Origin of the sequence: Marinimicrobium agarilyticum DSM 16975 (assembly GCF_000423345.1) — a bacterium.
In the GTDB taxonomy this organism is placed as follows: domain Bacteria; phylum Pseudomonadota; class Gammaproteobacteria; order Pseudomonadales; family Cellvibrionaceae; genus Marinimicrobium; species Marinimicrobium agarilyticum.
The window spans coordinates 72,061-94,229 of the sequence record NZ_AUHU01000003.1 but is presented as its reverse complement, the minus strand read 5'-3'; the positions used below and the strand labels follow the sequence as shown (position 1 = coordinate 94,229).

The following is a 22,169-nucleotide window of genomic DNA, read 5'->3' as shown; positions in this document are numbered from 1 at the left end:
CGTTTAGGCCAAAGTTACGTATCTAGCCTTGGCCTACCATATGCAACAGACGGACCAACTGATGTTTCCCCTTAATATTCAATGAGTTATAGCTTTCCGGACTAGCTATGAATGGGTTTCATGTAAGCTTTTCCGACGAGATTTCAAAGGTATTCCGGAGGGACGTCAGGCTGAGTGAGCGGGGAAAGAAAAAGAGAAAGGAGCCGGCGGGTCATTCCGCCGGCCTATGGCATTACTTGGCGTTTCGAACGGTATTCAGGTTGTCCTGGATATCGGGCACGTTTGGGGCCAGCTCCACAGCACGCTCCAACTGACGCAGAGCGGCAGAGCGATCGCCGTTCAGGTGCAGCAGCCAACCGTAAGTATCCAGAATAGGGGCGGAATTGGGCTGCAGCTCAGCCGCTTTTTCAGCCAACGTCAGTGCTCGATCAAGATCCCGCTCTTTCAACATCCAGGCGAGGTTGTTCAGCGCGATGGCATCGTTGGGGTTGTTTGCCAGAAGCCGCTCGTAGGCGGTAATGGCCGCTGCCTCATCACCCTGGCGCTGGTACTCTTCCGCCATAAAGAGGAGGCGGCCACGATTCTCGGGCGCCGCACGCTCCCATTGCTGTAGAATTTCGGGGACGGCCTGGGGCGCCTGCTCCCGCGCCAAGGCGAGCAATAATCCCGCCATTTCACTATCGGGTTGTTCGTTCCAGGCGGCTCGCAGTTCACGGTAGGCAGCCGCAGCGCCCTCTTCCGCTTGAGTCACTCGGGCACTCATGACGGCGACTTCGGCATTTCCCGGGTGACGCTCTTGCAGGTCGTCCAGCAGGACGCGGGCCTGCTCCAGGCGGCCCTGAGCAAGGTCCAGCCGCACTAAATCAAGGTTCAGCGTCAGGCTTGTGGGGAAATCCTCAAGCGCCCCACCTAAAAGCTCTCGAGCCCGATCGAATTCACCGGCTCCCGCCAGTTGGCGAGCCCGATCGCGATATACCAGGGAGGTAACTTGTCGGGTGTAGTCGGTCTCTTCACCTCGATAGCCGCTCATCAACTCGCTGGCCTGCTCCAGGTTTCCGGCATCCCGGTAGAGCATGGCTCTTAGGGCCGTCGCATTGGGCCGCGCGGCAGGGGTGGCGCTCGCCACACTGGCCAGCCAGTCCTGAGGCGACCGGGACAGATTACCACTGGAAATGATTTCGACGCCTGCCCTCAAAGCCTGGTCATTCTGGGGCTCAAGCTCTACCACCCGCTCAACCGAAGCCAGGGCTTTCGCTGACTGGCCATTTTCGTGGTACATCTGAGCCAATACCCCATGGCCGCGGGCATAGTCAGGCTCGGTAGCCAGGAGAGTTTCCATCTGGCGGATGGCATTTTGTTGGTTGCCATCACGAAAGCGGTACTGCGCTTCGAACAGGGCGGTCTCGGGAGCTTTGGGTGCGGCCTCCTTCAATTTGGCGACCGCCTCTGCGACTTCATCAAGTTGGCCCCGTGCCAACAACTGATTCATATAAACGTTGGTGACAGCCCAATCCGCCGGCTGATAGTTGAAGGCTGTCCTGAGCTGGGCCATGCCCTGTTCGACTTCACCGCGCTGGAAATGGTAGCGGGCCAGTGCCAGGCGCAACCCGCCGCGATGGGGGTCCTGCGCCAGGGCCTTCTGAATGCTGAGGTACCCTTCCTGCTGCAGCTCGGGCGTGTTCAGTGCCAGCACCCCGTACAACGACAACAGAACCGCGTTGTCCGGCCGGGCCTTGAGCGAGCGCTGCAGGGTTTGGAGAGCCTGCTCCGCATTACCGGTTTCCGCCTGAGCCATGACCGTGGCACGGATAACGTCTGTGTTCGCTGTTTCTACGTCGACACTGCGACTCAGCAGCGGCTCGGCCGAGTCGAAATCGCCCTGGCTCAGGCTCACCATGCCGAGCATTAGCGCGGCGGACTGGCTGTCGGGATTCTCTTCCAACAGCTCTTTGAGTATGGTCTCGGCCTTGTCGTAATCACCGGCTTCCGCCGCCACCACCGCTTCCTGAAGCCGCTGCTGGGCGGCAACTGACTCGGGCGACTCCTCAGCCAACGCTTTCTGGTACACCAACGCTTCGGCGGTGCGGCCCTGAGCAGTCAGTGTCTCCGCCAAGAGCTGGAGCACTGCTGCACGATCCGGCAACATGATATCGGCATCGGGCATATAGATCAGGGCGTCCGTCAGGAGCCGCTCAGCCCGTGCGAGGTCATTGGTCTGGAGCGCGACGATAGCGCTCAGATGCAGAGGCTCCGGCTCCTCGGGATGCTGTTGACGCAAACGCGTCAGAATCTCTTGCGCCGCCTCGCTCTGGCCGCGAAAGATGTGATTTTCAACCAGCCTCAGCTTGATCTCCATATCCTCCGGGTACTCTTCCAACAACGCCTGGTAAGCCTGTTCACTGGCCTCTAGGTTACCCTGTATTCGTTGAATGTCCGCTTGGTAGAGGGCGAGCTCTCGGGATTCGTCGGCCGAGGATGGGGTAAAGTTCTGGAGGGTCTCTTGGGCCGAGAGGAACTTCCCTTGCATCAGGTAGGCTTCCGCCAGGGGTAGTGCAACCGCTCCCGGGTGTTCGTCAATGTATTCTTCAAGCAACTCGGAAGCTCGTCGACCGGCACCGAGAGCGTTGTACACTTCCGCCAGCGCGATGGGATAACGCACCTCGTTGGGCGCGCTGTTCATGGCGTTGGTGATTTCGATCATGGCCGCGCGGTACTGACCCTGATCACGGTAGGCTTCCGCTCGGTTGAGGTAGTCCTGCGCCTGTTGTGTGCTGTCTTCCCGGCTGCAACCGACCAATGCGGTGGTCACGATCAGGAGGGTGAGGATTAAACGGGGGAGCTGAGTCTGCATGGCGGTCCCTTCAGCTGATTGACCTTATTGGGAGGATCTGGCTGAAGTATACGCCGCCGGCGCGGTGGTTAAAACATGCCGGTTAATTTGACAGAGAGGCCGGAGAGCGGAAGCTGTGCACTCTCCGGCATGAAATGACGGTTTTTAGAGGGAACCAAGCAAACCAGTCACAGGGGAAAGGCTCACAAATTCACTGTAGAGGCCATTGTTATCATAAGCGGCAATCGAGAATTGATAGCTGCCTACCAGCTTTCCAAGCTCATATTCTTCGTCCCAACCGTCCTCAATAATCACCGTTTGAAAGTCTTCTTCTCCCAACTGGCGATAGCGCAACTCGTAACCATCGATTTCATCATCACCCAAGGGGTCACCGTTTTCCCGAAATCGAGGACGGTACCACTGCAGAAGTACGTCACCGTCGACTTCCGATACAACCTCTTCTATCAAGCCGGAATCCTCACCGGCATCAGGCTCGTCCGTGCCGGTGTCGGGTTCGGCATCGCCGCCATCAACGACGGCGTCATCGCCCGCATCGGGCTCAGATGTGTCAGGATTTGGGGTGTCTTCACCGCTGTCACCGGTCACGTTCTCCCCGGAGTCGGTGCCGGGGCTCTCATCGGGCGTTTCTGTACCGGGGCGGTCTGTGTCCGGAGTATCGTTACCGGCATTTGAGTCGGGGGTTTCAGCACCGGAGTCCTGTTCGGCCTCATCATCGCCGGCCCCCTCGCCCGAGGTGCCCCCATCCGTACTGTTTCCGCTCGACGGCTTCTCCGTATACGGGCTTTTATTGTCGAGACGCGAACTCTCTGAGCCACCGCCGCCGCCACAAGCGGCCAGCAAGAGGGTCAGCGCCACGACAGTAGAGACAGAAAGGCGACGCACCGCCACCAGCAATGAAGCATTCGCAATGAAACAAGACATGAGTTCGGTTCCCGGCCCCCAAGGCCATAGAAAAAGTGGTTTACCACTCCCTACCGTCGAAAATCCTTACGCACTTTTTACCACCGGGAATATTCAAAATCATTACTAAAGGGCTCTTTTTTTATATTCTTTGCGCTATAACGCACATTATGTGACGAGTACTTTTGTAATGTGGAGATGGCGCTAGATTAAAGAGTTATATGCCTTTTCCCCATGGTGACGGAAACGGCTTTGAAGGGTACAGGAAGAGATGAACTATGTGGATCAGGGGAGGGAAGAAAATTGAAAAATGTGCACCCAATCCCAACTTATAGGAGACGTTACTTGATTAAGTGCTCATTTTTTGGACATTTTGATCAAAAAGTGTAACTCAAGCCCAAGCCGCCCGAGGTCTCGTCGTACTCCCGGTTATTGTCGTCGGACTGACGATCATTACGGGCCATGAATACATTCAGACCGACACCATTCACGAATTGGTATTCGTAGCGGGCACGCAAGCGATCTTGCTGGAAATCGGAGCGTTCCGCCGCGCTTTCAAACTGCCGGTCCCGACGTTGCCAGGAGATATCCAGAGAGGACTGCTGGCTTACCTCATAACGAGCCGAGAGTCGAACACCGAGTTCGTCCTGATCTTCATTCTCAACGCGGTAATCATCACTTTGCCAGTAAAGAGAGGCGGTGAGGTTACAGCGCGCGCAAAGCGTCTGATTCATCCAGCGCAACTCGGCGCGAGTGCGCTCAAGCTGATCCAGCTCCCCGGAAGAGGAATCACCGGGCGTAAAGTCGCCCAAATCACCCTGATTGCCACTGCCGGAGGAGTTGTCGGTAATAAACTGGCTGGCATTGAAGCCCCAGCGATTGCCGCCTTCGCCGAACGTTACGTCTACCAGATAGCTGGGGCTGGATAGCCCGTCTCCAACCTTGGGGCTGCTTTCGTTATAGCCAACCTGGATCTGGTATTGAAGCTGACGCAAAGAAACCTGGTACGAAAGGTTGGCCGCACGGTATTCATAATCCGCCAAAGGAGCGGCGTCGAAAGAAACCTCTGTGTGCTGGCCCGTGAGAGACAGTGAATCCACCTCGGACACTTCTCTCTGCCAAACCAGACTCGCCCCCTGGCGCTCCGAGTTACGTTCGGGTCGAAACCGGTAATCGACTTCCGAAAATTGCCCTCTCACCATCAGGAGATCGGCCCCCGTTGGCCGCCAGCGGGCACTGGGCATGGCGGAGAGGATGGTTCTCTCATCGTTGTTTTTCAACAGGTCAACCTCGTCCGGCGCATTGAGCACAGTTCGTCGGCTGTGGGTGATCACCAGGTCCATGGGGTCGGTCGGCTGGCCCACTACAAGCTCACTATCGCCCCGGAGCAGGCTTCTGTCCTCCTGAGACCCTTCATTGAACCGGCGCTCACTGGCCTCATAGCCCGCCTCGAAGGAAATCCAGCGGTTGGCATAGTTGCCCCCCACACTTAATTCGGCCTCATCCTGGCGCTCCGAAAGGGGATCTTCCTCGGACTTATTGGCGTTATCGGTGTATTCCGTGCGAAGGCCCACGCTTGCACGCCACTCGCCTTCCGCGAGCACCGTGGAGGGCGCCAGCAAAGGCACCACCAGCAACAGGGCGGGCGCCGGCCAGCTCGAGACAAGACGCTTAGTGAGAAAGCCGTTCAATGTTCTCATGGCATTTTCCTTATCCGTGCGCAGCCTCTGCCGAGAGGTCAGTGGTTGAAAATCAGCCCAGCGAACTTGTCCCGCCCAACGGACTCAATGCCGGCGAGAATGTCGGACTGGGTACTTTTACCAAAAGGTACCACCAGAAGCGCGTGGTCGCAGTATTGCGACAGGATGCGCGCCTCCGTGGTGGACTCCACCGAGGGCGCGTCCAGCACGATAAAGCGATCGGGGTAGCGGGTCTTGATCTCGGAAATCAGGACTTCCATCCGCTTGGAGTTGAAAAACTCGGCGGCGGAATCACTGCCCGCGCCAGACGGAATTACCCGCAAACGCTCTACCCCGGAGGGATAGATGATGTGCTTCAACGGAACGGTGTAGTCATGCAAATACTGGGTCAGCCCCGCTTCCACCGGCGCGACGGTGAACTTCTCTGCCGAGGAGTTGTAGGGATTACAGTCCACGTAGAGGGCGGTCTTGTGGCGGTCGAGCGCGAAGGTGGCCGCCAGGTTGAAGGCCGTAAAGGTGCCACCCCCGCCTTCGGCCAGCGAAGAGACCATCGCCACCACATTGTCGGTTTTGCTTTTCTGGAGCAAGCGGATGCGCACTTCCCGGAAGGCGTTGAGCAGTTCCCGCTCACGCATGCCGGTAAAGATGACCTTCTTCTCGTACAGCTCTTCCTGCGTCCAGATGACCGGGGTGGCCATGCTCTTGATCTGTTCGCGCTTGCGGTGCTCGGAGACGGCACTCTTGATCAAGGGGTCTTGGGGGCGCTCTTCTTTCACGGTTTCGAGCCTCTCGATAAATGTTCGAAGGTTGAGCTCCGACTTCTTGTCTTTGGGTGGCCCAGACGATCGGCGTTCGTCATTCATTTCACCACCTCGATCAGTTTTTGACACCATACCAGACGATGGATAACGCCACGTAGGCGCCCATGGCCAGAACGCTGAGTCCGACAAGCACAATCATATCTTTGCGTAAAAGCCGGGTGGTCAACGGCGTGTGGTAATGAGGAATGACCCCCATAAGCTCTACCCCTTCGGGCAACTGCTGCTGTACCGCGTTAGCCGAGCGGAAGTGCGGGTCGAGAAAGACATAGAGGAACAGCAAGCCCAGCGGCGCCAGAAGCCCAAGAAAGGGGCCGGCGATCGCAAAATGCACATACCGCAGACCAGAGGGCTCCAGAGGGAAAGTCGCCGGATCCTGAATCCGATAATTCACGCCCTGCCCTTCAATATCCAGCGTCATCGACATGCGCGCGGACTCCTTCCGTTCGAGCATTTCATTATAGACCTTGCGGGTCACATCCAGGTCACGGGTCAGTTCCGACAGTTGTGCCTGGTTCGCCGCCACGCGTTCGGCCCGGGCATATTCCTGTTCCAGCAGCTTTTGCAGAGACTCCATGCGCCGCTTTTGCGCCGTCAGGTTGACCTCCGCTACCGACAGCTGCTTGCGCAACTCCTCGTATAAGGGGTTTTCCGTGGTTTGAGCGCTGCCATAGGACTCACCGGAAAACTCGATCTGAGCAATTTCTTCGTCGATATCCTGGATCTGCTGTCGCAATGAAACCACATCGGGGTATTCCTCCTGGTAGCTGAGCAACAGTTGGTCCAGCTGCCGGCGTAGTTCACGACGACGGTCGCGCAGGCGGTCCACTTCTCCTCTCGCGACCTGATACTGACTTTCCTGGCTCAACTGCTCCTTTGTGGAGGCAATTCTTGACTCGGACTCCTGGATCTCCAGCTTGAGCATTTCGATATCGTTTCTCAACTGGCTGATTCGGCCACTCACCTGAGCTTCAGTGCCATCGGTATTCTGGGCGCGAAAATTCTTGAGTTTTTCTTCCGCCAACTCAAGCTGCTTGCGGTAGGACTCTACCTGAGCGTCGATGAAGTTGAAGGCACCCACGCTTTCTTCCCGCTTGCGCCGGGCCGTGTCCTGAATAAAGACGTTCACTACGCTATTGAGAACGGTGAACGCCTTATCCGGGCTGTTTGCGCTATACAGAACCCGGAAATTGTTGGTTCCCTCGGTTCTCACCGTTACGCCGTTACGCAACTGACGAACGACCGCCGCTTTTCGGTCTTCCGGCGTCCGGGCGTCAATCAGCCCGGCCTCCTCGGCGGCTTTTTCCAGCACCCGGCGAGTGTAAAGGGATTCCTGCGCCTGTTTGGCCCGGTCAACGCCGGTAACAGAAGCCCTGCCTTTGAGCAACGGCTCAATAATGTTGGTCTCATCGGCGTAGAGCACCGCGTCGGTGGTGTACGTATTGGGCCACAAATACCCCACCACCAGCGGCACAAAGGCCACCACAATAAAGAGAAGCACGACCCACACCCGAAAGCGGATGGCCTCAAATTTAAGCGATTTGAGCAGGTCGATAATAAACGATTTATCCATAAAGGGTTCCGGCCTTAAAACGCCCGTTCAGGGACGGTCACGATATCCGAGGGCTGCAGGGAGTAGTTGGTCTGAACCTTCCCCTTTTCAATCAGATCTTCCAGGTGGATGGGATAGACTTTGACCTCGCCTTCCACCCGGCGGTAGAGCTTGGCCTTGTTGGGTGAGGCGAACTCGTTGGGGCCGCCCGCCATGAGCACCAAGTCCAGCACGGTCATCCCATCGCGGTAAGGCAGCGATTGTGGGTTCTGAACCGCTCCCGTAATGCGCACCCGACGCTGATAGTCAGAGCTGGCAGGGTTGGTGACGATCACCGTAACCTGGGGGTTGCGGACATAATCAGTCAAGGCGGTGGTCAAGGCTGCCCCCAGCTCCTCGGTGGTCCGTCCGGCCGCTTCTATATCGCCCACCAGGGGCAAAGAGATCATGCCATCAGGGCGCACTGGCACGTCGCTGGAGATTTCCGCGTTGCGCCAGACGTTGATCCGCAAAGAGTCGCCAACACCGATGTGATACTCGGCGAGCACCTCTTTCGTCGCGGGCGGCTGGGTAATCGGCCCGGTGGAGCAGGCGGACAATAAAACGACCAATAAAGCCCAGAAGCCGAAGCTTGCCCGAAAAACGTTCAATTTCATCACGCCTAATCTCCTTCAGTTATCGGTTCGCCGCCGGGCCGGGTGAGTGCAACCCTGCTACAGACAGGATCGGGCTCTAATGCACACCCTTACCCAACAGCACAATTTCGACGGTTTGAATCATGATCAGCATATCCATCAGGAAGCTATGATTCTTCGTGTAGTACAGATCGTACTGCAACTTGTTGCGAGCGTCTTCTACCGACGCGCCATAAGGGTATTTCAACTGCGCCCAGCCCATCAGGCCGGGCTTCACCTTGTGCCGGGTGTCGTAAAAGGGAATCTGCTCCGAGAGGTCCCTGACGAACTCCGGCCGCTCCGGGCGCGGACCGACAAAGCTCATATCCCCTTTGAGCACGTTGTACAGCTGGGGAAGCTCATCCAGGCGGGTGTTGCGGATAAACGCCCCTACCTTGGTCACCCGGTTGTCGTTCTTCTGGGCCCAGACGGCCTTGCCGCCTTTTTCCGCGTCCTGACGCATACTTCGAAACTTGTAGATGCGGAAGGTTCGGCCATTTAGACCGACTCTCTCCTGGAAGTAAAGGACCGGACGCCCGCTTTCGAGCATCACCGCCAGGGCCGTAAGAATCATGAACGGCCAAAGTATCAGGACAAACAGGGACGCCAGTCCAACATCAAACAACCGCTTGGCAATGGAGCGACGTTTGGAGTATTTGAAACCGTCGGAAAACAGCATCCAGCTTGGCTGCAGAATACTGATGTCGATTTTCCCCAGCTCGCGCTCACAAAAGGCCAGGCCCTCGCTGGTCGGCACCCCCACCAGCTTACAGTCAATCAGCTCGTTCAGGGGGAAAACTCCGCCATCGCGCTGACGACGCTCATCCGGGGAGACAACAATCTCGGAAATTTGTTGCGCTTTGACGAACCGGACCCAATCTCTCGGGGGTGGCAACAGCAACGCTTCATCCACCTCGACGGTCTCGCTGCCGCTGGGAATACAGCCCACCACCTGCACGCCAATGACGTCCCGCTCCGGTTCCAGGTTCTCAAGCAGTTTCTGCGCCCGGGCGCCCGCCCCAAATATCACCACCCGGCGCTTGAGTTCGGCGGTGTCGACCAATTTCAGAAAAACCGCCCGCGCCACCAGCACCAGCGCGGTGGCGAACAGAACCCCCCAGAAAATCACTCCCTGCGGCATCAGGCCACCGGCGCTGAGCATATTCAGGATGAACAGGGCCGCACTGCCCAGAAGGAAAAAGCTGACCAGGGTGCGCAACAACATGCTGGAGTACCCCTCCCGGACCAGTGCAATGTAAACGCCCATGGAAAGGGTGCAGCAGCTGAGCACCACCGCGAATATGGCACTGGGCCACCAGGAATCCGGGGCGCCCCAAAAAGGCGCGGCGGGCTCCGTTAATGACTGGTGCCAACGTTCACCGGCCCAGGCGGCGGCGACCAACAGACCCAGCTCAATGACTCCAAGGAATAAGTAGGGTAAGTGGATATAATGTTTGTTGAGCCGTATATATGACAAAACCCGGGTCCTTTTGAGGGTGTGATGTGTTCTCGAGGCCCCGCATTATAGCGGTTTTTCGGCATACTTCTCGACCACTGGGCCAGCCTTTTTGACCGTAGATGTGACAAGATTTTCGACATGCAAAAACTCCCTCGAGCCTCGTCGCGCCCTGTCATGAAAATGTGGTAACTTACGGGCTAAATAGCGCGCATCTCTTTGCGCCAATGTGCACTTCCAGGATTTACCGGACACCCCAAGGATAAACAGCGTTATGTTCGCCAGTGACCCCTCTCTCTGTGTGATCGGTTTGGGTTATGTCGGCCTGCCCCTCGCGGCAGAGTTCGGCAAGCAGATCCAGACCGTCGGTTTTGATATCAACCCCAAACGAATCAGTGAGCTTCGGGCCGGGCGGGACCATACCCGGGAAGTCAGCACCGAGGAGCTGAAAGCTTCCGAACGGTTGAGCTTTTCCTCCGATGAGAACGACATCCGCCATCTGGATGTGTACATCGTCACGGTCCCCACCCCCATCAACGACGGTAAACAACCCGATCTGACGCCGCTTGAGAAGGCCTCGGCGCTGCTTGGACGCGTCATCGGGAAGAACAGCATTGTGATTTTCGAATCCACGGTCTACCCCGGCTGCACCGAAGAGGTCTGCGTTCCCCTGATTGAGAAGGGCTCGGGCCTGACCTTCAACAAAGACTTCTTCGCCGGCTACAGCCCGGAGCGGATCAACCCGGGCGACAAGGAGCACCGGGTTCACAACATCGTGAAGGTGACTTCAGGCTCGACGCCGGAGGTCGCGGACTATGTGGATTCGCTGTACCGACGCATCGTGACCGTGGGCACCCACAAGGCCAGCAGCATCAAGGTGGCCGAGGCAGCCAAGGTGATTGAGAACACCCAGCGCGACATCAACATCGCTCTGGTGAACGAATTGTCCCTGATTTTCAGCCGCCTGGGCATCGACACCCTGGAAGTGTTGGAGGCGGCCGGCACCAAGTGGAACTTCCTGCCCTTCCGCCCGGGCCTTGTGGGCGGGCACTGCATCAGTGTGGACCCCTACTACCTGACCCACAAAGCGCAACAGGTCGGCTACAACCCGGAAGTGATCCTCTCCGGGCGGCGCATCAACGACGGCATGGGGCATTTTATCGCCGCCTCAGTGGTCAAGTTGATGACCAAACGCAAACTCCACCTGGTGGATGCCAATGTGCTGATCATGGGCCTGGCGTTCAAGGAAAACTGCCCGGACCTGCGCAACACTCGCGTCGTGGACATCATCGGGGAGTTTCAGGAGTACCACTCCAACGTGGATGTGTACGACCCCTGGGTGGACGCCGAGGAAGCCGAGGAGGAATACGGCCTGAAACTCATTTCCGAACCCAAGGCCGGCCACTACGACGCCATCGTACTCTGCGTCGGCCACCGGGAATTCAAGGAAATGGGCGTCGACGCCATTCGCGCCCTGGGTCGGGGCAATCACGTGCTCTACGACGTGAAGCACATTCTGCCGAAAGACAGAGTTGACGCCCGCCTCTGAGGGCGCGGCCTGAACACAATACGGGAAAGCTCATGAAAGTACTGGTCACCGGCACCGCCGGCTTTATTGGCAACCACCTGGCACTGCGCCTGCTCGAGCGCGGCGATGAAGTGGTGGGAATCGACAACCTCAACGATTACTACGACGTCCAGATCAAAAAGGACCGTCTGGCCCGCGCCACGGCGCACGCCGGCTTTACCGACATCCGGGCGAATCTGGAAGACAAAGCAGCCATCGACAAGGTGTTCAAGGAGCACAAGCCGGACCGGGTCGTGAACCTGGCTGCCCAGGCGGGTGTACGCTATTCGCTGATCAACCCGCAGGCTTACATCGACAGCAACATCACCGGCTTTATCAACATCCTCGAAGCCTGTCGTCACTTCGGGTGTGAGCACCTGGTGTACGCCTCGAGCAGCTCCGTGTATGGCGCCAATACCGCCATGCCGTTTTCGGTTCACAACAATGTGGACCACCCGGTGAGCCTGTACGCGGCGAGTAAAAAGTCCAACGAGCTGATGGCACACACCTACAGCCACCTGTTTGGCCTGCCCACCACCGGCCTGCGCTTCTTTACCGTTTACGGCCCCTGGGGCCGACCGGATATGGCGCTGTTCATTTTCACTCGGAAGATTCTCGCGGGCGAGCCCATCGACGTGTTCAACTACGGCCACCACCGCCGGGACTTCACCTACATTGATGACATCGTCGAGGGCGTCATCCGTACGCTGGATCATGTGGCGCCGGCGAATTCCGACTGGAACAGTGACGCGCCCGACCCGGCCACATCCAAGGCCCCGTACCGGATTTACAACATCGGCAGCAATAACCCGGTGGAGTTGTTGCGCTACATTGAAGTGCTGGAAGACTGCCTGGGCAAGAAGGCGGAGAAGAATCTGCTGCCGCTGCAGCTCGGGGATGTGCCGGATACCTATGCCGATGTGGACGCGCTGATTGAGGATGTGAATTACAAGCCCGCCACTCCCGTGGAAACCGGTATCGAGAATTTCGTGCGTTGGTATCGGGATTATTACAAGGTTTAGCCCTATGACCGTCACTCATGCAATGACCGTCGATGTCGAGGACTACTATCAGGTCGCGGCGTTCTTCGGTGTGGTTAAACCCGAGGACTGGGAGCAGTGGCCGTCCCGGGTGGAGGCCAATACCGATCGGTTGCTGAAGCTGTTCGACGAGGCGGGCATCAAGATCACCTTTTTCATTTTGGGCTGGGTGGCCGAGCGCCATCCGGAATTGGTGAAGCGGATTCAGGCCGAGGGCCACGAGATTGCCTCTCACGGCTATAGCCATCAGTTGATCTACAAGCAGACGCCCGAGGTATTTCGGGAGGAGACCCGCCGCTCCAAACAGATTCTGGAAGATATTACCGGTACTGCCGTGAACGGCTATCGCGCGGCCAGTTACTCCATTACCCGCCAGTCTCTCTGGGCCCTGGATATTCTGGCGGAGCTGGGTTTCACCTGGGATTCCAGTATTTTCCCCACCCGGCATGACAACTACGGTATTCCGGGCAGCCCCGAAGAGCCCTACCGGATTATTACCCGCAGCGGCGCCGAGCTGACCGAATTCCCCCTGACCACCGCCAAAGTGATGGGCCAGGCCGTGCCGGCCGCCGGCGGTGGTTACTTTCGCCAGTACCCTTATGCGCTGTCACGCTGGCTGTTTCAGAAAGCGAGCGACAGTGGCCGCAAGCCGCAGATTTTTTACCTGCACCCCTGGGAGATTGACCCGGAGCAACCCCGCATTCCCAATGCCAGTTGGTTCTCCCGCTTCCGGCATTACACCAACCTGCATCGCTGCCTGCCGCGCTTGGAGCGCATGATCAAGGACTTCCCTTTCGGCACCATGAGCGAGAGCCTGGGAACGGTTACGCTCAGCAAAACGTTGGATTTGCGGGAGCTTGGGGCAGAGAAAGCCTCTGATGCCGCCTGACGGATAGACGAAAGGGGTCAGACTCTGTAAAATCGCGCCCTCTTGACGAGACGCACCCGTAGCTCAGTTGGATAGAGTAGCGGTTTCCGAAGCCGTTGGTCGCAGGTTCAAATCCTGCCGGGTGCGCCACATTGATGAGGCCTGTGCTTTGCACGGGCTTTTTTATTGCACCCTCGGATAGACAAGTGTCTTCCCTGCCACTTGCCCTGCGGGCGCCAAATGGCGTCCCAATTGGCTCCCGGCCGATTGGTGTCCGGCCATCAGCTCCCCGCTGCCGACGCCGTAGAAAGCTCCTTGAACACAATCACAAAATGGCCCATCAAGCGTTGCAAGCGCCCGCAGCGCCTGCTAGCGTTTAGCTTTCGGAAGCCATTATCCCAAGGAGCGATATGAACCACCCCACCCATCCCTGTCCTCGTGCCAACTTGCCACTTCCTGGCTTTTCGGCATGCTGAAACCTCTCCTTTTTGTATTTATGGCGCTCATCAGCGCGGGAGTCTTTGCTATGAGCCTTTCCGATGTGGGAAAAGTCTGCCTGTTTTCAGAAATGTCCGGCGTGCTGACGGTCGATGGAAAGCCCGCGCCCCACGTCCGTTTGGTGCGCACCGCCAAGTGGCAAACTGAACAGAAAGACGAAACTGTCACGGATGCGCAAGGTCGCTTTTACTTCCCGGCGATGACTGAACGGACAGTCGCGAAATTCCTGCCGATGGAGTTTATGGCGCCACAACAAATACACGCCCACTACAAGGACGAAGAGATCAGGATCTGGGGTGGTGTCAAACGAGATCCGACGCTAAACGCCGAGTCTAAAGGGGATCCGCTGGTTGTAAGGTGTGATTTACACAGCGAGGAGAAATATATTGAGGTCAGCGGCGGCATCGTTTTTAGCCTCTGCGAATGGGATGTAGAGCCCGATGCGTCGAAGAGCCACATTTGGGAAAGTTAACTGCGTCAATATTCAAAACGCACATTTAGCGAAAAGGGAGTTTATCCATGTCGAACCATTCCATCAAACCGAACCAAGCCGTAGACCTTGCAGAGGCGATATACCTTCTGACCAGCACACCGTCGCAAAGCGACGCCGTCAAAGCGGTCAAGTTGAGGTACGGAAACACTTTTGAGATCCTGGGAAACAGCCCTATTGCCGCAAAAACCGGCGGCCCCGGATTCCTGAAATGCCGAACCGCGTTCGGCCTCTGTTTGATGGGCCGGAAACAATTTGAGGGGCACTCCTTTATTGTCTTCAGAGGAACCGATTTTCTGGCCGATTGGCTGACGAATCTCAACGCCACCTTGTCCCGCTCCAGCAACAATCAGCCGGTTCACACCGGGTTCAGTGAAACCTTCAAGTCCCTTCGGCCCCAGCTTATCGCGCTCATGCGACAGCTTTCCGGCACAAAAATCCACTGTATCGGACACAGCCTGGGGGGCGCGGTGGCCAGCTTGTGTGCCGAGTGGATCGAGTTGGCCTACAACACCAAACCGTGTCTCTACACCTTCGGCGCCCCCAGGGTGGGCCTGCATGGATTTGTGAGCGTGCATACCCGAACGCTGGGCTCGACGAACTTCTATCGTGTTCACCGACGTTCGGATATTGTGCCTCACGTGCCCATCTGGCCTTTTATTCACGCCCCGTTTCAGGGTCGTACGTACCGACTCCCGGCCATCGGAGCCTTGCCCTCCTCAAACGACCACAGCATCGGGCTCTACGCCGATAGCATCGGTGATAAAAGCTGGCAGACTCTCACGGAGCCCCAAAGTAATGCCGGATCAGATGCCGCCGTGGAGCGTTGGCTGCTGGACAAGACCTTCGTCGGTGTGACCGCCGACAGCCTGGAGTGGTTGGGCAAGGCAATGGTCTATGTTCTCGAGCGATGCATGGCCGGCGCGGCCCGCCTTCTGTCACTGGCCGGTTCGACCCAACTTACCATTTTGGACAGTATCGCCTTTATGCTGGAGAAAGGTATCAGCGTCAGCGAAACCGTCTCGCGGTGGGTGTTCTATCTGGTCCGGAAAATACTGTTGTTGCTTGGGCGCCCAGATATCGCGGAGGGAGCCGATATCACGCAGGCTTTTTTGAGACAGGTCTTACTGGAGCTGCAGCAAAAGGTGAATGGCATGGTCCGGAGGGTCATTGATCAGTCACTGGTCAATGGGCATTCTGTCTGATCGGATTCAGGTTGGACGTTATCTCCATTTTTTACCCTCCCGGGCACGCCATATTGAAAAGCCCACGTTTCGACGTGGGCTTTTTTGCGTTTTGGAGCCTATCGAGTCTCCATGGGTTCGCGGGTGCGCCTTTGGCTTACCCGCGCTACGTCTGGTCTGATCTTATGAACCAGCAACGTAGCGCGGTGCCGTCGTCAGCTTAGAGCTTGTCGAAGGCATCGGTGAGGATGCAGTCGTAGCGGCGGGCATCGTACTCTTTCAGCTTAGGCACTTCCTCCTCTCGGATCAGGCCCTTGGCCGCCGCATCTTTCAAACGATCCTCCAGGGTTTCTCCCGTGACTTCTCCTTTTGCCTGGGCCTTCACGAACGTACTCCAGGCCGGCTCCACAGAGAGCAACATCTGGTAGGTGGTCTCCACCCGGCCGATGGTGTCTTCCGGATTGTCGTTTTCATACACGAAGGGACGGAAGGCCTTGCGCACCGGGTTGTCTTCCATGATCAGGCCGCCCAGTTTGCGGATGGCGTGGTCGTCCGGCTTGGAGAGAATCCGCCCGAGCGGGAAGGCGATCCACTTCACGGCACAGGCCAGCCAGCCCATGGGGAAGTTTCGGTAGAAGTCGTACAACGCCTCTTGCGCGGTATAAAGCGCATAGCGTAGGGCGTAGTCGGCGTGCGCGTCTTCCTCGTCGGTGCGGGCGTGGGCCGAGTGGTACTTCAGAATGGAGCAGGCGATAAACAGTTGGCTGTGAACGTCGCCCAACCGGGCGGAGAGCAGCTCGCGTCGCTTCAGGTCGCCGCCGAGAATACCCAACGCCAGATCCGAGGTCACGGCCAGCGTCGAGCTCAGCAGGTTGATCCGCTGATACCAGCGGCGACTGAAGTCGTCCGCGTTCTCCGGCACACCGCTGAAGCGCGCCCGGGTAATGCCCATGACTTTGACGCGCGCCACATTGCTGAACAGATGCCCCAAATGGCGAATGAACAGCTTGTCGAAATCTTTCAGCCCTTTTTCCTGGTCCTCAGCCTGGATGGCCTGCAGCTCTTCGAACAGATAGGGGTGGCAGCGCATGGCGCCCTGGCCGAAGATCATCAGCGAGCGGGTCAGAATGTTGGCCCCCTCCACGGTAATGGCCACCGGAACGCTCTGGTAGGGCAGCGCCAGGAAATTGCGTGGGCCGTGCTGAATGGCTCGACCACCCACCACGTCCATACTGTGATTGACAACCCGACGCATCATTTCCGTGGCGTGATACTTGGCCATGGCAGTCATGACCGAGGGCGCGCCGGTCTCCAGGCCTTTGGTGACCATCTGCCGGAAGGCTTCCATGGTGTAGGCGCAGCAGGCGATGTCTGCCGTCGCTTCCTGAACGCCCTCAAACTTGCCGACTTCGGTATTGAACTGGCGGCGAATACGGGCGTAGGCCCCGACGGTGCGGTAGAGCATTTCGCCGCTGGCAGTGGCCAGGGCCGGCAGGGAGATACCCCGGCCCGCGCCCAGGCATTCGATCAACATGCGCCAGCCTCGCCCGGCCATGGGGGCGCCACCGATGATCCAGTCCACCGGAATGAAGACGTCTTTGCCTTTGACCGGACCGTTCATGAAAGGCGAGCCCGGATGGTGGCGCTTGCCGATTTCTATTCCGGGATGGCTGGCGGGCAGCAAGGCGCAGGTGATGCCGTAGTCGCTCTTGTTCTTGTCGCCCAGCAGACCCTCAGGGTCGTGCAGTTTGAAGGCCAAGCCGACCACCGTGGCCACCGGCGCGAGGGTGATCCAGCGCTTGCTGAAGTTCAGCCTCAGGCCGACCACTTCTTTGCCCTCAAACTCGCCCTTACAGACGATGCCGGTGTCGGGGATGGAGCCAGCGTCGGAACCGGCTTCCGGGCCGGTCAGGCCAAAGCAGGGAATCTCGCTGCCATCCGCCAGGCCGGGGAGCCAGCGCTGTTTCTGTTCGTCAGTGCCGTACTTCATCAGCAGCTCACCCGGACCGAGCGAGTTGGGCACCATGGCCGTCACCGCGGCGGTACCGGAGCGGCTGGCGATTTTGCTCATGATCCGGCTCTGGGCGTAGGGGCTGAAGTCCCGGCCGCCGAATTCCTTGGGAATGATCAGGCCCAGAAAACCCTTGTCTTTCAGGAACTGCCAGGCTTCGGGCGGCAGATCCTTCAGGTGATGATGAATCTCGTATTCGTTGAGCATGGCACAGAGCTCGGTGACCTCGTTATCGAGGAAGCTCTGCTCTTCATCGCTCAATTGCGGCAGGCCGATCTGGGCAAACTCGTGCCAGTCGGGGCGACCGCTGAACAGGTCTTTTTCCCACCACGTTGTGCCAGCTTCCAGCGCCTCGCGCTCGGTCACGCTCATGCTGGGCATGGCTTTACCGAGCACCTGATAAACCGGCTTTGACAGGACCGGTCGGCGCAGCGCCGGGACGTTGAGAATGAGGAGAACCGCGGCCAGGGGAATCACCAGCCAGAGTGACCAGAGCGCCGGCGAAAGGAAGCCCAACAGGAACCACGCCAGCGCCACGACGGCGGAGCCCAGCGGTAGCGGAATGCGCCGGTAAATCACCACGGAGATGACGACCAACAGCAGAATAATCGACAGCAAAAACATACAGGTTCTCCCTTTCGTGTCCGACGGGAGGGCTCAGTCTCCGGCCCTCGCAAATGCCTCTGAGCCCTTCGCGGGGAATTGGCCAGAGATTCCATAACAATAGCGTACTTTTCAGCGTGCTTGGGACAATTTTTACCCAATTGTCGGGGGCTAAACGCCCGAGTTCAATCCCTCAGCGACGGTGCGCCGATACGCGGCCAGACCGGGCACCAGCCCCATCAACAACGCCAGGGCCAGTATGCCCACCATAAGGTACGCCGTCTGTGTGCTGATTGGATTAATGGCGATAAACAGTCCGAATTCGGCGGCAAGCCAGGGCTGCGCCACGGCCAGCCCCAGCACGACCAGGGCGACGCCGGCCACCAGGCTGACCACCGTAATCAGGGCGACCTCCAGTTCAATCAGGCAAAAGAGCGTGCCGCCCCCGGCGCCTACCGCGCGTAAAATCGCCAACTCACGCCGGCGTTCCCCCATGGAGGCCAGCAGCATGGTCATCATCCCGGCCAGGGTGGCCAACAGCACCAGAAAGCTGATCAGGTACAACAGGTCCTCTGCCACCCCCAGGCTCTGCCAGAGCTGAGTCAGGACCACGCCGGGAATAATGGCGGTCATGGGGGAGTCGGCGTTGGTGTTGAGCTCCCGCTGCAAGGCAAAGACCATGGGCCGGGCCTTGAGGCCGAGCAACACCGCGTTGACATCACCGGGCACCACCTCTGCCTCAGCGTGTTTGGCATGATCATGATGCTCGTGTTCCGACTCGTGCGCCTGATGCCCTTGGTCGTGTTGTGGCGACGCTCCGTGGTCGTGGTCGTGGTCGTGGTCGTGGTCGTGGTCGTGGTCGCCAGCATGACCGGCGTGCGACTCAGTTTCATCGCTATGAAGCGCCTCAATTGCCAACAGTGTGGCGTGTACCCGCCGGTCCACGGGGGTACCGGTCGGTGCCAGAATACCCACGACGGTCATCGGGTGGCCTTCGTGGTGAGTAAAGCTGACGTCCCCGCTACCGTGGGCAATGACCAGTGAATCCCCGCGCGAGTAACCCAGCCGTTCCGCCACGGTCGCCCCCAATACGACTTCGTGGTCGCTCATAGCGGCAAACCGGCGACCTTGGGCCAGCGTCAATGGCTGGCCGTCCCCGTACCGATAGTGTTCAAAATACGACCAGTGGGTGCCAATGACCGGAAACCCCTGCACCGAGTCTCCCAGGGCAATCGGCACGGCCCACTCCACCATGGGGTGTTCCGCCAGTCGTTCATACTGACTGGCCGACAGGGTGCTGGAGGGTTGGCCCATCTGAAATAGGGAGTAAAGCAACAGATTCATCTGCCCGCCGCGGGGACCGACAATGAGATCCGTGCCCGAGAGGGTCTGCTGAAAGCTGCTCCGAGCCTGTTCCCTCAAATGATGAATGCCAATCAACAGGGCAACACCGATGCTCAGAGAGAGAATGGTCAATAGCGCGGTGGTTCGACGGCTCCAGAGGCTGCGACGGGCGAGTTTGAGCAACATTGTTATCGGCTCTCCGCAGAATCGAAGGGGCGGGACAGCTCGCGCAGGTCCCTGTGAATGTCAAAGTCGCTGGCCAGCGACCGATCGTGGCTGACGAACACCAGCGTGCTGCCCACCGCCTCGACCTGTTCGAGCAGTAGGGCCATGAAGGCCGCCCGGCTATCGCTGTCCAGCGCGGAGGTGGGCTCGTCGGCCAACACGATTTCCGGGCGCGAAATCAATGCGCGGGCCACCGCGACCCGCTGCTGCTGCCCCACGCTCAAGTGGCTCGCGGGCCGGTGATCATGGGCTTCCGGCAGGTCAAGCCGGCGCAGAAGCTCAAGGGAGCGCTCACGAACCCGGTCGGTATCCCGGGCGAAGTGCGCCGCCAGGCCGACGTTATCCAGCACGCTGAGGTAAGGAATCAGGTTGAACTGCTGGAACACTACGCCGATGTGGCGTGCCCGAAAGCGGTCACGGGCGCGGCCGGACAGCGCATTCATGGACTGGCCCAACAGCTCGACCCGCCCGTTCTGTGGCAGAATGATACCCGCCAGCAGGTTCAAAAGGCTGGTCTTGCCCGACCCGGAGGGGCCGTACAGAAACAGGCGTTCACCGCGGTTCAGCCCCCAATCGGGAATCGTGAACAGGGGCGATTGATCCTGCGCCCAGGAAAACCGGACATCTTTGAGTACAATCGCGGGAGTCGAAGGGTCCTGCAAGTGGTCTGTAGTCATAATCCTTAATTTCAGTCTTGGAGTCAGAACGTATGCGCTGGTACCAGCCGCTGCTTATCTTGGGAGTCCTATGGACCGCTTCGGTCGCGGCAGATTCCCCAAAAACCATCGAGTGGACCGACCTCATGCCCGAGGAGGACCTTCGACTGCTGGAGACCATGCCCACGCCCGACCACGGTGACACCGGGGGCGAGGGTGTCATAGAAGACCCCGCCAACAACAGCCTGCGCCCGGAAAACCGCCAACTGAGCAGCGATGTGGAAAATGCCATCGCCCAGGCCATGGCGCCGGAGGGCAAAGGCAAACGTACCTGGGAAGACGCGCTGGTTTCCACCCGAACGCGCCCGGAGTTCGACAATACCCAAATACGCCTGCCCGGCTTCGTCGTGCCCCTGGAGTTTGACGACGCCATGAACATCAGCGAGTTTTTCCTGGTGCCCTACTACGGCGCCTGCATTCATGTGCCACCGCCACCGCCCAACCAGATTATTTTCGTGCGCTACCCCGAGGGCCTTCAGCTCGATAACCTGTACACGCCTTTCTGGGTAACGGGCACCTTGCGTCTTGAGACGGTCGAGAATGACACGGCACTGTCCTCCTACTCCATGGCGGCCGACAAAATCGTCGAGTACCGGGAATAACGGCGGCTCAGGCCGCCACCCGGAGTGCCTCCAACTGGAGTTGTAGCGCCTCGGCATCCACCGGTTCGACGTCAATCAGTTCAATTCGGCTGTCCGGGGTTTCATCCAGTTCGGTCACGCTGATGACACCATCCTGGCCGTTAAAGCTGAATACCCCCTCGTCGGTAATCATCACTGCCTTGAGGCGGATCACCGACAGACCGTTTAACCAGCAAAACAGGTCGCGAAAGCTGAACGCCCAATCGGGCGTCATAACCCAGCCACAACTGTAGTGGCCCTGACCCCGGTTCTCCCGGCGCAGCAATGATTCGCCTTCCGGCAGGGACAGCACCTCTTCGACCGGCCCCTGCGGGGCGCGCAACCGCTCCTCCCGATGGGCGTGGGGATGTTGCAGGGGCCGCTCCCGGTGGGGTTCATCCAACCAGTGCGGCTCGATCGCTCCCTGGCTGACCGTTTCCACCCGCGCTTTGGGCGGATCGAACGCCCGGGCCGTGGCTTCCCAACGCTCCCAGTCCTCGGGGGCACACAGGTCGGCTTTGTTGGCGACAAGCACATCGGCCACGGCCAGTTGATCGAGAAAGTTGGCGTTGTCGGTATAGCGGGGGTCGGCGAGTTTGCGCGGGTCCACCAATGTCACGGCGGCCTTCAGCTCAAGCACCTGCTGGTAGAAGGGGCCGGTCAGCGTGCCCAGGATCTGGGCCGGGTGACCAAGCCCGGTGGGCTCGATCAGCAGGCGGTCGGGCCGCTCTTTGCCGAGCAATTGATTCAGCGCCACGGTCATCGGCAGCCCGGCCACACAGCAAATACAGCCGCCGGGCACCTCTTTTACCCGGGCGCCACCCTCGCGCAGCAGAGCGCCATCGATACCGATTTCCCCGAATTCGTTGACCAACACCGCCCAGGTTTCACCGGCGGGCTTGTGCGCCAACAGATGCCGAATCGCTGTGGTCTTGCCGACCCCGAGAAAACCGGTGATCAGATTGGTTGGAACGGCCTGTGCCATAAGTGTGCTCCCTGTAACAATTCCGTTACGTTATAACATGTATGGAATTCTTGGCAATCCTTGGCGC

General features: G+C 58.7%; 17 protein-coding genes and 1 tRNA gene. 7 read left to right on the top strand and 11 right to left on the bottom strand.

Annotated elements, in window-relative coordinates:
- Positions 1-232: 232 nt before the first annotated feature.
- From G547_RS0100435 to G547_RS0100405, 7 genes are all read right to left on the bottom strand, one after another.
- Positions 233-2,851 (bottom strand): tetratricopeptide repeat protein, encoded by a 2,619-nt coding sequence (locus G547_RS0100435; protein ID WP_027328162.1) that lies wholly within the window; start codon positions 2,849-2,851, stop codon positions 233-235.
- Positions 2,852-2,995: 144 nt separating this feature from the next.
- Entirely contained in the window at positions 2,996-3,772 is a 777-nt protein-coding gene (locus G547_RS0100430; RefSeq protein WP_027328161.1) for a hypothetical protein, read from the bottom strand.
- Positions 3,773-4,128: 356 nt separating this feature from the next.
- Complete coding sequence (locus tag G547_RS0100425) at positions 4,129-5,451, bottom strand: TonB-dependent receptor (protein ID WP_027328160.1); 1,323 nt, start codon at positions 5,449-5,451, stop codon at positions 4,129-4,131.
- Between the two features lie 38 nt (positions 5,452-5,489).
- The gene (locus G547_RS0100420) at positions 5,490-6,314 is read right to left on the bottom strand and encodes a tyrosine-protein kinase family protein (RefSeq protein ID WP_051234505.1); all 825 of its coding nucleotides are present in this window, start codon (positions 6,312-6,314) and stop codon (positions 5,490-5,492) included.
- A gap of 13 nt (positions 6,315-6,327) precedes the next feature.
- Positions 6,328-7,842 carry an XrtA system polysaccharide chain length determinant gene (locus G547_RS0100415; protein ID WP_027328158.1) on the bottom strand — a complete coding sequence of 505 codons (1,515 nt, stop codon included), beginning with the start codon at positions 7,840-7,842 and terminating at the stop codon, positions 6,328-6,330.
- Positions 7,843-7,856: 14 nt separating this feature from the next.
- Complete coding sequence (locus G547_RS0100410) at positions 7,857-8,477, bottom strand: XrtA/PEP-CTERM system exopolysaccharide export protein (RefSeq protein ID WP_084645490.1); 621 nt, start codon at positions 8,475-8,477, stop codon at positions 7,857-7,859.
- 76 nt (positions 8,478-8,553) lie between these two features.
- Entirely contained in the window at positions 8,554-9,972 is a 1,419-nt protein-coding gene (locus G547_RS0100405; protein ID WP_027328156.1) for a TIGR03013 family XrtA/PEP-CTERM system glycosyltransferase, read from the bottom strand.
- 253 nt (positions 9,973-10,225) lie between these two features.
- Between G547_RS0100405 and tviB the strand changes: the two genes are divergently transcribed.
- The 6 genes from tviB (at position 10,226) to G547_RS0100375 (ending at position 15,619) form a co-directional block, all read left to right on the top strand.
- Positions 10,226-11,500 (top strand): Vi polysaccharide biosynthesis UDP-N-acetylglucosamine C-6 dehydrogenase TviB, encoded by a 1,275-nt coding sequence (tviB, locus tag G547_RS0100400; protein WP_027328155.1) that lies wholly within the window; start codon positions 10,226-10,228, stop codon positions 11,498-11,500.
- 32 nt (positions 11,501-11,532) lie between these two features.
- Positions 11,533-12,540 carry an NAD-dependent epimerase gene (locus G547_RS0100395; protein WP_027328154.1) on the top strand — a complete coding sequence of 336 codons (1,008 nt, stop codon included), beginning with the start codon at positions 11,533-11,535 and terminating at the stop codon, positions 12,538-12,540.
- A 4-nt stretch (positions 12,541-12,544) separates the two neighbouring features.
- Positions 12,545-13,447, top strand: a complete 903-nt coding sequence (locus tag G547_RS0100390; RefSeq protein WP_036186332.1) for an XrtA system polysaccharide deacetylase — start codon at positions 12,545-12,547, stop codon at positions 13,445-13,447.
- Positions 13,448-13,499: 52 nt separating this feature from the next.
- Positions 13,500-13,576: transfer RNA gene (locus G547_RS0100385), tRNA-Arg, on the top strand.
- Between the two features lie 319 nt (positions 13,577-13,895).
- On the top strand, positions 13,896-14,396 hold the full coding sequence (locus G547_RS0100380) for a DUF6795 domain-containing protein (RefSeq protein ID WP_027328152.1): 501 nt from the start codon (positions 13,896-13,898) through the stop codon (positions 14,394-14,396).
- Positions 14,397-14,443: 47 nt separating this feature from the next.
- On the top strand, positions 14,444-15,619 hold the full coding sequence (locus G547_RS0100375) for a lipase family protein (RefSeq protein ID WP_027328151.1): 1,176 nt from the start codon (positions 14,444-14,446) through the stop codon (positions 15,617-15,619).
- A 199-nt stretch (positions 15,620-15,818) separates the two neighbouring features.
- Here the strand turns inward: G547_RS0100375 and G547_RS0100370 are convergent, their stop codons facing one another.
- The 3 genes from G547_RS0100370 to G547_RS19365 form a co-directional block, all read right to left on the bottom strand.
- Complete coding sequence (locus G547_RS0100370) at positions 15,819-18,233, bottom strand: acyl-CoA dehydrogenase (protein WP_027328150.1); 2,415 nt, start codon at positions 18,231-18,233, stop codon at positions 15,819-15,821.
- A gap of 150 nt (positions 18,234-18,383) precedes the next feature.
- On the bottom strand, positions 18,384-19,742 hold the full coding sequence (locus G547_RS0100365) for an ABC transporter permease (protein WP_051234504.1): 1,359 nt from the start codon (positions 19,740-19,742) through the stop codon (positions 18,384-18,386).
- 2 nt (positions 19,743-19,744) lie between these two features.
- On the bottom strand, positions 19,745-20,458 hold the full coding sequence (locus G547_RS19365) for an ABC transporter ATP-binding protein (protein ID WP_036186328.1): 714 nt from the start codon (positions 20,456-20,458) through the stop codon (positions 19,745-19,747).
- Positions 20,459-20,490: 32 nt separating this feature from the next.
- Here G547_RS19365 and G547_RS0100355 point away from each other — a divergent pair, with 32 nt between their 5' ends.
- Positions 20,491-21,099 carry a DUF3299 domain-containing protein gene (locus G547_RS0100355; protein ID WP_027328148.1) on the top strand — a complete coding sequence of 203 codons (609 nt, stop codon included), beginning with the start codon at positions 20,491-20,493 and terminating at the stop codon, positions 21,097-21,099.
- Positions 21,100-21,106: 7 nt separating this feature from the next.
- Here G547_RS0100355 and G547_RS0100350 read toward each other — a convergent pair whose 3' ends face one another.
- Entirely contained in the window at positions 21,107-22,102 is a 996-nt protein-coding gene (locus G547_RS0100350; protein WP_027328147.1) for a CobW family GTP-binding protein, read from the bottom strand.
- Positions 22,103-22,169: the final 67 nt, after the last annotated feature.

What these genes read in the sequence shown, in the direction of transcription:
- G547_RS0100435 (WP_027328162.1), bottom strand. Translation starts at nt 2,851, where the DNA reads ATGCAGACTCAGCTCCCCCGTTTAATCCTCACCCTCCTGATCGTGACC.
- G547_RS0100430 (WP_027328161.1), bottom strand. Translation starts at nt 3,772, where the DNA reads ATGTCTTGTTTCATTGCGAATGCTTCATTGCTGGTGGCGGTGCGTCGC.
- G547_RS0100425 (WP_027328160.1), bottom strand. Translation starts at nt 5,451, where the DNA reads ATGAGAACATTGAACGGCTTTCTCACTAAGCGTCTTGTCTCGAGCTGG.
- G547_RS0100420 (WP_051234505.1), bottom strand. Translation starts at nt 6,314, where the DNA reads ATGAATGACGAACGCCGATCGTCTGGGCCACCCAAAGACAAGAAGTCG.
- G547_RS0100415 (WP_027328158.1), bottom strand. Translation starts at nt 7,842, where the DNA reads ATGGATAAATCGTTTATTATCGACCTGCTCAAATCGCTTAAATTTGAG.
- G547_RS0100410 (WP_084645490.1), bottom strand. Translation starts at nt 8,477, where the DNA reads ATGAAATTGAACGTTTTTCGGGCAAGCTTCGGCTTCTGGGCTTTATTG.
- tviB (WP_027328155.1), top strand. Translation starts at nt 10,226, where the DNA reads ATGTTCGCCAGTGACCCCTCTCTCTGTGTGATCGGTTTGGGTTATGTC.
- G547_RS0100395 (WP_027328154.1), top strand. Translation starts at nt 11,533, where the DNA reads ATGAAAGTACTGGTCACCGGCACCGCCGGCTTTATTGGCAACCACCTG.
- G547_RS0100390 (WP_036186332.1), top strand. Translation starts at nt 12,545, where the DNA reads ATGACCGTCACTCATGCAATGACCGTCGATGTCGAGGACTACTATCAG.
- G547_RS0100380 (WP_027328152.1), top strand. Translation starts at nt 13,896, where the DNA reads ATGCTGAAACCTCTCCTTTTTGTATTTATGGCGCTCATCAGCGCGGGA.
- G547_RS0100375 (WP_027328151.1), top strand. Translation starts at nt 14,444, where the DNA reads ATGTCGAACCATTCCATCAAACCGAACCAAGCCGTAGACCTTGCAGAG.
- G547_RS0100370 (WP_027328150.1), bottom strand. Translation starts at nt 18,233, where the DNA reads ATGTTTTTGCTGTCGATTATTCTGCTGTTGGTCGTCATCTCCGTGGTG.
- G547_RS0100365 (WP_051234504.1), bottom strand. Translation starts at nt 19,742, where the DNA reads ATGTTGCTCAAACTCGCCCGTCGCAGCCTCTGGAGCCGTCGAACCACC.
- G547_RS19365 (WP_036186328.1), bottom strand. Translation starts at nt 20,458, where the DNA reads ATGACTACAGACCACTTGCAGGACCCTTCGACTCCCGCGATTGTACTC.
- G547_RS0100355 (WP_027328148.1), top strand. Translation starts at nt 20,491, where the DNA reads ATGCGCTGGTACCAGCCGCTGCTTATCTTGGGAGTCCTATGGACCGCT.
- G547_RS0100350 (WP_027328147.1), bottom strand. Translation starts at nt 22,102, where the DNA reads ATGGCACAGGCCGTTCCAACCAATCTGATCACCGGTTTTCTCGGGGTC.